Genomic DNA, 11,898 nt, shown 5'->3' on the forward strand with positions numbered 1-11,898 from the left:
ACGCTCATCCTTTCTCGACAAAATATTGTGACATCTCGGCGAGCCGGCCCTCGGTCTGCTCCAGCCTGCGCTTTGCACCCGCGCCGCCCAGCGTGAAGGCGACGGCAGCAAGCGACTGGGCGACTGCGATCGCACCGGTGAGACTCGGGAAGAAACCGGGCGAGGAGGCGGCCTCGAACAGCAAGAGATGATCGGCGCCCTCGGCCATCGGCGCGCTGATCGTGTCGGCGATCGCGATCAGCGTGGCGCGCGCCTGATGCGCCGCACGCGCGGTCTCGACGCTGACCAATGTGTAGGGCGCAAAGCCGATCACGACCACGGCGTCTTCGGCGCGGAAGGCGCCGTGGTCGAGGTCGAACGGGCCGGAACCGCCGACCAGCTGCACTGCGTCGGGGCGGAACAGGCGAAGCTGATAGGTCAGGAGTTCCGCAACGCTGCGGCAGCTGCGAAAGCCCGTGATCCAGATCCGATTGGCGGCGTGCAGCGCACGCGCGGCGTCCGCGATCGCGCTCGCGGAAATCCGCGCAAGCCCGGCGGCTTCGGCCTCGATCTTGTCGTGCACCAGTTTGACATCGGCATTCGGCCCGGCGCGCCGGCCCTTGGCGCGGCCGGAGAACGGTGAGCCCTGCGCCGGCCGTCGCGCCTCGGTGAGTGCGGCGCGCAATTCGTCCCAGCCGGAATAGCCGAGCGCCTTGGCAAGACGGGTGAAGGATGCAGGATCGGCGCCGGCGACCGAGGCGAGCTCGCGCATCGAGCGGGTGGTGGCGTCGTAATCATTGGCTGCGACAAAACGCCCGACCTCCTGCAAACGCATCGGCAGCGACGGCAATGCGCTGCACAATTCGTTCAGGGGCGATGGTTTCGGCTGAGCCTGGGCCATGAAACATATGTTGCACGAATATCAATTTGGTGCAACATATGAAGTGCGCAGCCCCGAATAGGCTCTTGCGCATGGCAGAAGATCGCTTCTCACTGGGATCCTTGTGCTGTGACGACATCGACGCCGAAACGCCCTCCCGCCCGGGCTCCAAGTCGGTCCTGGCGCCTTTCGCTCAGCGATCCCCGCGTCGCCGGCCTGTTCTGGCAGGTCCTGGTGGTCGCCATCGCGGTCGCCGTCGTCGCCTGGCTGTGGTCGAACGCGGTCCATAATCTCTCGGTGCGGCGCATCTCGACCGGCTTCGCCTTCCTCGGCCGCGAAGCTGGCATGCCGATCGCGGATTCCTGGATCGATTACTCGCCGAAGAACACCTACCTGCGCGCCTTCATCGTCGGCATCGTCAACACGCTGCGCGTCGCTGTCATCGGCATCGTGCTGGCGACCGTGATCGGCACGCTGGTCGGTGTCGCGCGGCTGTCGTCGAACTGGCTGCTGGCGCGGCTCGCCGCCGTCTATGTCGAGGTGCTGCGCGACCTGCCGCTGCTGCTGCAGCTGTTGTTCTGGTACGTGCTGATGCAGGGCCTGCCGGCGGCGCGTCAGGCGTGGAAGCCGGTCGAGGGCGTGTTCCTTTCCAATCGCGGGCTCATCCTGCCGTCGGTCCCGCTGCAGGAGGCCAATTGGTGGACGATCCTGGCGCTGGTCGCTGGCGTGATCGTCTTCACCTTCGTCAGGCGCCGCCTGATCGCGCAGCAGGTGCTCGACGGCAGAGTGCGGCCGGCCTGGCCTTACGCGCTCGGCCTCGTGGTCGCGCTGCCCGCGCTGGTCTCGTGGCTTCTGGGCGCGAGCTGGAGCATCATGCTGCCGGAGCTGCGCGGCTTCAACTTCGTCGGCGGGCTGACGCTGGCGCCGGAATACTTTGCGCTGCTGATCGCGCTCGTCACCTACACTTCGGCGTTCATTGCCGAGATCGTGCGCAGCGGCATTCAGGCGGTGCCGCGCGGGCAGTCGGATGCCGCCAAGGCGCTCGGGCTGAAGCGCAGCTTCGTGTTGCAGCAGATCGTGCTGCCGCAGGCGCTGCGCGTCATCATCCCGCCGATGACCAGCCAGTATCTGAACCTGACGAAAAATTCCTCGCTCGCGGTCGCGGTCGGTTATCAGGACATCGTCTCGATCGCCAACACCACGCTGAACCAGACCGGGCAGGCGATCGAGTCGATCGCGCTGATCATGATGGTGTTCCTCACCATCAGCCTTGGCATCAGCCTGTTCATGAACTGGTACAACGCGCGGATCGCGCTGGTGGAGCGCTGAGATGAGCTCGGTCGCCCACCTTCCGCAGGATCCGCTGCCGATCGGGCCGCGACCCGCACCACGGGCGCTCGGCGGACATCTCACCGCGTGGCTGCGCGCCAATTTGTTCGCCTCGATCCCGTCCAGCATCATGACGCTGCTGCTGCTGTTCGTGCTCGGCAAGGCCTGCATCGGTCTCTGGCAATGGGGCATTGCCAACGCGATCTGGATCGTCTCCGGCAATGACAGCAGCGCCTGCCGCGCGCTGCGCGGCGTCGGCGCCTGCTGGGCTGTCGTCCCCGAGAAGTACCGCTTCATCCTGTTCGGCACCTATCCGTTCGACGAGCAGTGGCGGCCGGCGCTCGCGGTCCTGATCTTCATCGCGTTGTTCGCGGTCTCGAGCCGCCGCAGCTTCTGGCGCAAGGAGCTGTTCCTGCTGTGGGCCGCAGCCTTGATCGCGATCGGCTGCCTGATGTGGGGCGGCTTCCTTGGGCTGTCCTTTGTCACACAGGACCGCTGGGGCGGGCTGCCGGTGACCTTGATCCTCGCGACCTTCGGATTGGCGTTCGGTTTCCCGCTCGGAATTCTGGTCGCGCTCGGCCGCCGTTCGAGGTTGCCGGCGATCCGCTCGCTCTGCGTGCTCTATGTCGAATTGATCCGCGGCGTGCCGCTGATCAGCCTGTTGTTCATGGCGAGCGTGATGTTCCCGCTGTTCATGCCGGACGGCGTCAACATCGACAAATTGCTGCGCGCGCAGATCGCCTTCATCCTCTATGCCGGCGCCTACCTTGCGGAAGTGGTGCGCGGCGGCTTGCAGGCGGTGCCGCGTGGACAATATGAGGCCGCCGATGCGCTCGGGCTGTCGTACTGGGAGAAGAACGCGCTGATCGTGCTGCCGCAGGCGATCCGCCACGTGATCCCGCCGCTGGTCAACACCTTCATCGCCTTCTTCAAGGACACCAGCCTGGTGCTGATCATCGGCATCTTCGATTTGCTGACGACCGCCAAGACCGCGATCGTCCATCCGGCCTGGCAGTCGTTCAGCGTAGAGGTCTACGTCTTCGTCGGGGTGATCTACTTCGCGTTCTGCTTTGCGATGTCGCGCTACAGCCGCGGCCTCGAGGCTCAGCGCGGAACCAACTGAGCGATCGGCTCTCGCCAATTCCTGCAAATCCGGTCGGCCGTCATGCCCGGGATGAACCCCGGGTACGACGATCTTTTGGGGCGATCGCCTCTTGCCAAGCCGTCTCGATCCTATTTATGATCATAAAATGGATAAATCGGCTCTCCCCTCCCTGGACCCGTCGCGGCGCGCCTCGATCAAGCGCAAGCGCTCGGACGCCGTCGCCGATCTGATCCGCAGCCACATCTTCCAGGCCGGCTTGCAGCCGAACGACCGGCTGCCGCAGGAGGTTGAGCTGATCGAGATGTTCGGCTGCAGCCGCTCGACCATCCGCGAGGCGCTCAAATCACTGGAAGTGCAGGGGCTGGTGCAGAACACCACTGGTCCCGGCGGCGGCGCGCGGGTGGCGCCGGTGTCGATCAACCGGATCGTCGGCCTGCTCAGCAACTACTTCTATTTCCAGTCGATCAGCACCGCGCAGATCTATCAGATCCGCCGGCTGATCGAGCCGGAGCTCGCCTTCAGCGTGGTCGGCCATCTCACCGCGGCGCATTTCGCCGCGCTCGACAAGGCGATCGCGGTTCAGGAGCATCATCCCGGCGGCATCGCGGACTGGGAGCACCACCGCCACGCCGAGATCGATTTCCACGACATCCTGATCGAGGCCTGTCCCAATCCGCTGCTCGGCCTGGTCGCCCGCTTCGTCAATGAGGCGATCCGGCATCTGATCGGCAAGCTCGGTGTGCAGGAATTCGCATCCAGCTTCACCTGCGAGAACATCGAGTTTCACAAGCGCCTGATGGCCGCGTTCCGCTCCGGCAACGCCGCGCGCGCCCGGCGCGTGATGCTCGACCATGTGCTGAGCGCCGAAGCCGTGGTCGTTCCAGCGGAAGACCGCCGCATGGATCTGCCGGTGTTTTACCAGCCGTTGCGGCTCGACTGAACAACAGTGTTGGAGGAAGCGGTCATGGTCACGCGACGCGAGAATGAATTGTGGAGCTGGTCGGCCGTCGATCTGGCGCGCGCGATCGCGGCGCGTGTGATCTCGAGCCGGGAAGCCGTGCAATCCAGCCTCTACCGGATCGCGCAGGTCAATCCGGCGTTGAACGCCGTCGTTGAGGTGCTCGCCGATGAAGCGCTGGCCGCGGCGGATGCAGCGGACGCCGCGGTGAAATCCGGCGCGGAGCTCGGCATGCTGCACGGCGTGCCGGTCACGATCAAGGTCAATGTCGATCAGCGCGGCCACGCCACCACCAACGGCGTCGTCGCCTTCCGCGACGTCATCGCGACCGAGGACAGCCCGGTGGTCGCGAATTTCCGCAAGGCCGGCGCCGTCATTGTCGGCCGCACCAACACGCCGGCCTTCTCGCACCGCTGGTTCACCAACAACGATCTGCATGGCGCCACCTATAATCCCTGGAGCCGGCGGCTGACGCCGGGCGGCTCCAGCGGCGGCGCGGCATCGGCCGTCGCCTCCGGCATGGGCGCGATCGCACACGGCAATGATTTCGGCGGCTCGATCCGCTATCCCGCCTATGCCTGCGGCGTCGCCGGCCTGCGTCCGACCCCGGGACGAATTCCTTCGTTCAATCCGTCGGCGACTTCAGATCGTCCGATCACGGCGCAGATGATGTCGGTGCAGGGGCCGCTCGCGCGCTCGGTCGCCGATCTGCGCACGGGCCTCGCCGCAATGGCGCAGCCGGACGCGCGCGACGGCACATGGCTGCCGGTGCCCTTGCAAGGTGCGCCACTCAAGCGTCCGGTCGGCGTTGCGATCGCGGCGGCGCCGTTCGGTGACGAGACGCCGGAGGTCAGCGCAGCGGTGCGTGCCGCCGGACACTGGCTCGCCGAGGCCGGCTTTGCCGTGGAGGAGACCGTGCCGCCGCGGCTCGCGGAGGCCGCCGATCTCTGGCATCGGCTCGTCATCAATGAGGAGCGGCGCGTGCTCGCGCCGATGATCCGCAAGTTCGGCGACGTGAGGGCCCGCTACAATCTGGACGGCCATATTGCGTATGCGCCAGAGCTCGACGGCGATCAGGTGCTGGCCTGCTTCGAGCAGCGGCTGGCCATCGTGCGGGCCTGGCAGCTGTTCCAGGAACGTTGCCCGGTCATCATCCTGCCGGTCTCGGCGCAACTCCCGTTCCGCTTCGATCAGGATCAGGAAGACGCAACGGTGGTGCGCGCGCTGCTCGATGCGCAGCGGCCGCTGCTCGCCGTCCCCGCGCTCGGCTTTCCGTCGGTCGTGGTGCCGACGGGGACCGCCGGCGGCGTGCCGGTCGGCGTGCAGGTGATCGCCGGCCGCTTCCGCGAGGATGTCTGTCTCGCGGTCGCCGAGGTGATCGAGGCGCGTGCGTCGACGCTGACGCCGATCGACCCACGCGACTGAAGGCACGCGGTTTTCGGAACCATCAACAAACACTGAGGATCATGGGAGAGCACAACGTGACGAATGCACCGATCTGGCAATGGTCCGCCGTGGAGACGGCGGCGGCCATCAAGAAAAGCGAAGTGACGTCGGAGCAGGTGGTTCGTGCCCATCTTGACCGTATGCACGCGGCCAATCCGGCGCTCAATGCCGTCGTCGTCGATCTCGGCGACGCTGCGCTGAAGGCCGCCAAGGCCGCCGACGATGCGCTGGCGGCGAGCAAAGGGAAGGGCGGCGAGGTCGGACCGCTGCACGGCGTACCGGTCACGATCAAGATCAACATCGACGTCGAAGGCCAGGCCAATTCGAACGGCGTGGTCGCGTTCAAGGACAACATCGCGCCGGGCGACTCGCCGGTAACGGCCAATCTCAAGAAGGCTGGCGCAATCATCATCGGCCTGACCAACACGCCGGAATTCTCGCTGCGCGGCTTCACCGACAACCCGCTGCACGGCCTGACGCGCAATCCCTGGAACGCGGACGTGACCTGCGGCGGATCATCGGGCGGCGCCGGCGCGTCGATCGCGGCCGGCATCGGCACCATCGCGCATGGCAACGACATCGGCGGCTCGTTGCGCTGGCCGGCCCATTGCAACGGCATCGCCACCATCAAGCCGACCCAGGGCCGGATTCCGGCGTTCAATCCCAGCGCCACGGCGGAACGGCCGCTGATGGCGCAGTTCATGTCGTCGCAAGGACCGCTGGCGCGCCACGTCGCCGACGTGCGCCTCGGCTTGGAGGTGATGGCGCAGCGCGACCCGCGCGATCCCTGGTACGTGCCGGCGCCGTTGACGGGGCCGAAGCCTGCCGCACCGGTCAAGGTCGCGGTCGCAAAGATCCCTGAAGACATGGCGACCGATCGCGGCGTGATCGCGCTTCAGCGCAAGGCGGCCGATCATCTGGCCGATGCGGGCTATGCGGTCAGCGAGGTCGAGGTGCCCGATCTCAACAAGGTCTGGCAGCTCTGGTGCGATCTGATCATGACCGAGACCCGCGTGTTGCAGCAGGACCAGATGCTGGCGACGACGAGTGCCGACTTCCAGAAGACGTTCCACGGCTTCATGGCGCTGGCAAATCCGTTGGATCAGGCCGGCTACATGAAGGCGATCGCGGAGCGCTCGCGCCACATCAGGAACTGGATGACGTTCCTCGAGCAGTATCCGCTGGTGCTGATGCCGACCTCGGTGCGCAGGACGCCGGAGGTCAATGCCGATCTCGGCGGCGACCAGCGCGTCAAGGAGTTGTTCTGGAACGACCTGCGCTTCATTTCGTCGATGAACGTGCTGGGGCTGCCGGCAGCCGTGGTGCCGGTCGGCCTGCATGAGGGATTGCCGGTCGGTGTCCAGATCGTGGGCTCGCGCTATCGCGAGGACATGTGTCTCGATGCGGCCGAGGCGATCGAGCGCAAGGTCGGCATCCTGGCAAGGCAATTGTGGGAGCGGCGCTGAGGCGATTTCGAAACCATCCAGCACTGTAAGGAACGCCGCGGCGAGATCTCGTCGCGGCGTTCGTGCGATCGGCGACGCGCGTGTCGGCGCCCGGCCCACGTTCCTCCACCCGGAATTCTTGCGCGGAATCGCAGAGCGCCATGCCGGCCACGGGGTTGTCGGCGATCCTTGATTGCTTCAGGAGTTCGTCCGAACCATCCGAACCCTTGGGAACGAAATGTCCATCACGAAACGCTCGCCTGTCCTGCTCGCAATTGCGGCCGTGTGTCTCTCCTTTGCGGCCGGCGGAGCTCGCGCGGAGGACGGTGTCCTGCGGGTCGGCATCATCACCGACATGAGCGGGCAATATTCCGACGGCAACGGCCCGGGATCGGTGATCGCGGCGCAAATGGCCGCGGAGGAGATCGGCGGCAAGGTCGGTGGACGCAAGATCGAGATCATTTCGGCCGATCACCAGAACAAGCCCGACGTGGCAACCGGCATCGTGCGCAACTGGATCGACAACAAGGGTGTCGACGTGATCGCCGAAGGCGTCAATTCCGCGGTGGCGCTCGCGATCCAGACGGTCACGCGCGAACGCAAGAAGCTGTTTCTGATCTCGGGCTCCGGCTCATCTGACCTCACTGGCAAGCAGTGTTCGCCGACCAGCGTGCAGTGGACCTATGACACCTATGCCTCCTCGAACGCCACGGCGAAAGCCGTGGTCGCGCGCGGCGGCTCGCCCTGGTTCTTCCTCACGGCGGATTACGCGTTCGGCCAGGCGCTGGAGCGCGATGCCAGCAAGGCAGTGACATCGGCCGGCGGCAAGGTGCTCGGCGCGGTCCGGCATCCGTTCGACACCGCCGATTTCTCGTCCTTCCTGCTGCAGGCCCAGTCCTCCGGCGCCAAGATCCTGGCGCTCGCCAATGCCGGCTCCGACTTCCGCAACGCGGTGTCGCAGGCCGACGAGTTCAACATCCGCGCCAGCATGCAACTCGTCGCGCTGCAGGTGACGCTCACCGACGTGCCCGCGCTTGGCCTCGCGCATGCGCACGATCTGCTGTTCACCGATTCCTTCTATTGGGACCGCACGCCCGAGACGCGCGTCTTCGCCCAGGAATTCTTCAAGCGGCATGGCGCGATGCCGACGGCCTATCAGGCCGGCGTCAACTCGGCGCTGCGGCACTATTTCAAGGCGGTCGCCGCGACCAACTCGGTGGATTCGGAGACCGTGATCGCGCAGATGCGCAAGACCCCGGTGAATGATTTCTTTGCCCAGAACGGCGTGGTGCGCGAGGACGGCCGCATGGTGCACGACATGTATCTGATGCGCATCAAGAAGCCGGAAGAGTCCAAGAGCAAGTGGGATCTCTACGAATATCTCGCGACGGTGCCGGGCGACCAGGCCTTCCGTCCGCTCGATGAAGGTGGTTGCCCCTACCTCGCCAAGGCGCATTAGGACGCGAGGCGGTCAGACCAGAGCAGGCGTTCGGGCACGCAATTGTTGGGGCAGCGTTGATGCCCCGGCTTGACCGGGCGATCCAGTACGCCGCGGCTTCTCTATTCAAGCACCCGCGTCTCTGGAATACTGGATCGCCCGGTCGAGCCGGGCGATGACACCGAGATGAGGTGCGCAATAGCGGCGCGTCGTATCGCGCGAGAACCATCCTCATCGTCGTCCTGGCGAAAGCCAGGACCCATTACCCCCAATGGTCGTTGCTGCGCGACGCTGCGGACCCAATCCCTCTCACAATCACATGCGGTGGCTATGGGTCCCTGCTTTCGCAGCGACGACAGCTGTGATGAAATCAAGCGGAACGTAATCGTGGCGGCCGTAGCACCGCGCTCATATCAAGAGGCACCATGACCAACACCATCGAGGCTCCCGACGGCGGCTACCGCTTCATGCCCGGCGTCAGTCAGTATTCCTGCGGCGTCGGTGCGTTGCCCGGTTATGCCATCGAGCGGGTCAGGTTCTCCGAACCGGTATCCTTGAGCGCAGGGTTTGAACGGATTGCCGAGATCATCAGGGGCGCGGGCCGTCCGCTGACCGCTTTAGCGGCCTGCGAACTGCGCTCGCCGGCGCCGTTCACCGAGGACGGGTTCAAGGCATTCAACGAAATCTACATCAAGACGCTGGTCGCCTGGGGCGTGATGCGCGACGGCGTCAATCCGGTGGCGCGCAGCAACGTCTGTCCAAAGCTCGATCCGCCCGCCGAGCCGTCGTTCCACGCCTTCTGCTACACGGTGCCGGCGGCGAAGGATGCACCGACGAGCTTCGTCGTCGCCGGCAGCGGCGAGTCGGTCGAGGGCAACGCCAATTATCGCGATCATACTGTCGCGCTCGGCGACACCAGCCCGGCCGGCATCCTGGCGAAGGCGCAATTCGTGCTTGGCGAGATGGAACGCCGGATGAGCGCGTTCGGCGGTTCTTGGCGCGACACCACCGCGGTACAGCTCTACACCGTGCACGACGCTTATCCGGTGCTCGAAAGCGAGCTCGGCCGCCGTGGCGTGCTTCGCAACGGCCTGACCTGGCATTTCGACCGGCCGCCGGTGGTTGGACTCGACTATGAAATGGATTGCCGGCGTGTGCAACTCGAACGCGTAGTGTGATGGTTCGGTCGCGTGATGCATCAAAAGCGCGTGTGGGCACATGTGTAAGCGCGTACCCTTTCTTGACACGGGTCGCGTCAACCGTTTCCCTTCGCCATCGAAATCGGCGGCTGGGTGAACGCGGGTGCAGAATCAATCTGTGATCAGGCGGCGGGATTTGCTGGCGCTGATCGGGACCATCGCCGGCAGTTCGGCGGTGTATCAGGCGATGACGAGCCTCGGCTTCGCATCCGAGTCCGCCTACAAGGGCCCGCTCAAGCTCACCGGCGACGTGAAGGGCGCTTCGGTGCTGATTCTCGGCGCGGGGCTTGCCGGCATGACGGCGGCGCTGGAGCTGCGCAAGGCCGGCTACAAGGTCCAGATCCTCGAATTCAACAACCGCGCCGGCGGCCGCAACTGGTCGATCCGCGGCGGCGACAGTTTTACCGAGCTCGGCGGCTTCAAGCAGACCTGCCAGTTCGAGCAGGGGCTCTATCTCAATCCCGGCCCGTGGCGGATTCCCTATCATCACCGTGCGCTGCTCGATTACTGCCGCCGGCTCAACGTGACACTGGAACCCTTCATCCAGCTCAACCACAATGCCTATCTGCACGCGACGCGTGCATTCGACGGCAAGCCGCAGCGCTTTCGCAGCATCAAGGCGGATTTCCAGGGAGGCGTGTCGGAGCTGCTCGCGAAAGTCAGCCAGCAGGGCCGGCTCGACGAGTTCGTCAGCAAGGAAGACCAGGAGATCCTGCTGCAGGCACTGCGCGACTGGGGCGCGCTGGATCGCGACTACAAGTACAATGCCAATCTGCGCTCCGCCGACGTCCGCGGCTATGCGCGCGATCCCGGCGGCGGCCTGATGGGCGATCCGCTGCCCAGCGATCCGATCTCGCTGCAGGAGTTGTTGCGGTCGCGGATGTGGCGCTACGTCCAGAGCTTTGCGCACTATGATTTCCAGACCACCATGTTCCAGCCGGTCGGCGGCATGGACATGATCGGCAAGGCGTTCGCGCGCGAGGTCGGCGACCTCATCCGCTATAACGCCAAGGTCACGCAGATCCAGCAGAACGGCTCGGGCGTCACCGTGAGCTTTGTCGACACCGCCAGTCCCTCCGTGGTGCAGCAGGCGACCGCCGACTGGTGCATCTGCACCATTCCGCTGCCGATCCTGAGCCAGCTGCCGATCGACGTCGGCGGGCCGATGAAGAATGCGATCGATTCCTTGCCCTACGCCGCCTCGGTGAAGGTTGGGCTGCAGTTCAAGCGGCGGTTCTGGGAAGAGGATGAGGCGATCTATGGCGGCATCAGCTACACCGACCTGCCGATCCGGAATATCGGCTATCCGAACTATGGCTTCAACCGCAGCGGCCGCGGTGTCCTGCTCGGCGCCTATTTGTATGAGGGCGCCAATTCCTTCGAGTTCACGGCGATGACGCCGGCCGAGCGAGTCGCCAGCGCGGTCGAGTTCGGCGCCAAGATCCATCCGCAGTACAAAAGCGAGTTCGAGAACGGCGTTGCGGTGGCGTGGCATCGGGTGCCGTTCACGCTCGGCTGCGCCGGCGAATGGACCGAAGCCGGGCGGGCGCAGCATTACCGCAATCTCTGCCAGATCGACGGCCGCATCGCGCTGGCGGGCGAGCACGCTTCGCAGCTGCCGGCCTGGCAGGAGGGCGCCATTCTGTCCGCGCTCGACGCCATTACCCGATTGCACGAGCGCGTGGTGAAGACATGATGGTGCGGACAGGAACATCGGTTGTCGCTGCGCTGGCACTGCTGTCGGCGACTGCGGCCCTCGGGCAGGACAGCGGGGTGACCAAGCGCACCTTCTCTTCCGGCTACCGTTTCGTGGAGATGACCGGCGAGGAGCTGTTCGGCAATGTCTGCCAGGGCTGCCACATGCCGGATGCGACGGGCGCAAGCGGCGCCGGCACCTATCCCTCGCTCGCCGGCAACAAGAATCTCGAAACCGGCAGCTATCCGATCTACCTTGTCGTCAACGGCCGCCGCGGCATGCCGGCGTTCGGCGACATGATGACCGATGGTCAGGTCGCCGCTGTTGTGAACTATCTGCGGACGCACTTCGGCAACACCTATCAGGACGCGGTGACGACCAAGGATGTCCAGGACGCCCGCCGCTAACCACTTTGGAGAAGAG

General features: G+C 65.4%; 10 protein-coding genes. 9 read left to right on the forward strand and 1 reads right to left on the reverse strand.

All coding sequences use genetic code 11. The annotated features are described in order from the left end of the window. Positions 1-4 precede the first annotated feature (4 nt). The gene (locus JQ573_RS04410; RefSeq protein ID WP_212311545.1) at positions 5-880 is read right to left on the reverse strand and encodes a MurR/RpiR family transcriptional regulator; all 876 of its coding nucleotides are present in this window, start codon (positions 878-880) and stop codon (positions 5-7) included. A 108-nt stretch (positions 881-988) separates the two neighbouring features. Here JQ573_RS04410 and JQ573_RS04415 point away from each other — a divergent pair, with 108 nt between their 5' ends. The 9 genes from JQ573_RS04415 (at position 989) to JQ573_RS04455 (ending at position 11,882) form a co-directional block, all read left to right on the forward strand. Next, positions 989-2,188 carry an ABC transporter permease subunit gene (locus tag JQ573_RS04415; protein WP_212311544.1) on the forward strand — a complete coding sequence of 400 codons (1,200 nt, stop codon included), beginning with the start codon at positions 989-991 and terminating at the stop codon, positions 2,186-2,188. 1 nt (position 2,189) lies between these two features. Next, a complete protein-coding gene (locus JQ573_RS04420; protein WP_212311543.1) occupies positions 2,190-3,311 on the forward strand; it encodes an amino acid ABC transporter permease in 1,122 nt (373 codons plus the stop codon). 127 nt (positions 3,312-3,438) lie between these two features. Next, positions 3,439-4,233 carry a FadR/GntR family transcriptional regulator gene (locus JQ573_RS04425; RefSeq protein WP_212311542.1) on the forward strand — a complete coding sequence of 265 codons (795 nt, stop codon included), beginning with the start codon at positions 3,439-3,441 and terminating at the stop codon, positions 4,231-4,233. A gap of 24 nt (positions 4,234-4,257) precedes the next feature. Further along, the gene (locus tag JQ573_RS04430; RefSeq protein ID WP_212311541.1) at positions 4,258-5,676 is read left to right on the forward strand and encodes an amidase family protein; all 1,419 of its coding nucleotides are present in this window, start codon (positions 4,258-4,260) and stop codon (positions 5,674-5,676) included. 41 nt (positions 5,677-5,717) lie between these two features. Beyond that, positions 5,718-7,163, forward strand: a complete 1,446-nt coding sequence (locus JQ573_RS04435; RefSeq protein ID WP_212311540.1) for an amidase family protein — start codon at positions 5,718-5,720, stop codon at positions 7,161-7,163. A 217-nt stretch (positions 7,164-7,380) separates the two neighbouring features. Beyond that, positions 7,381-8,601, forward strand: a complete 1,221-nt coding sequence (locus JQ573_RS04440) for an ABC transporter substrate-binding protein (protein ID WP_212311539.1) — start codon at positions 7,381-7,383, stop codon at positions 8,599-8,601. Between the two features lie 404 nt (positions 8,602-9,005). After that, positions 9,006-9,758, forward strand: a complete 753-nt coding sequence (locus tag JQ573_RS04445) for a hypothetical protein (RefSeq protein ID WP_212311538.1) — start codon at positions 9,006-9,008, stop codon at positions 9,756-9,758. 124 nt (positions 9,759-9,882) lie between these two features. Then, positions 9,883-11,475, forward strand: a complete 1,593-nt coding sequence (locus JQ573_RS04450) for a flavin monoamine oxidase family protein (RefSeq protein ID WP_212311537.1) — start codon at positions 9,883-9,885, stop codon at positions 11,473-11,475. Beyond that, positions 11,472-11,882, forward strand: coding sequence for a cytochrome c (locus tag JQ573_RS04455; protein ID WP_249131211.1), 411 nt, complete (start codon positions 11,472-11,474; stop codon positions 11,880-11,882). Before JQ573_RS04450 ends, JQ573_RS04455 begins: the two co-directional genes overlap by 4 nt. The last annotated feature ends 16 nt before the right edge of the window (positions 11,883-11,898 follow it).

It is taken from the genome of Bradyrhizobium sp. AUGA SZCCT0105, assembly GCF_018129565.1.
In the GTDB taxonomy this organism is placed as follows: Bacteria; Pseudomonadota; Alphaproteobacteria; order Rhizobiales; family Xanthobacteraceae; genus Bradyrhizobium.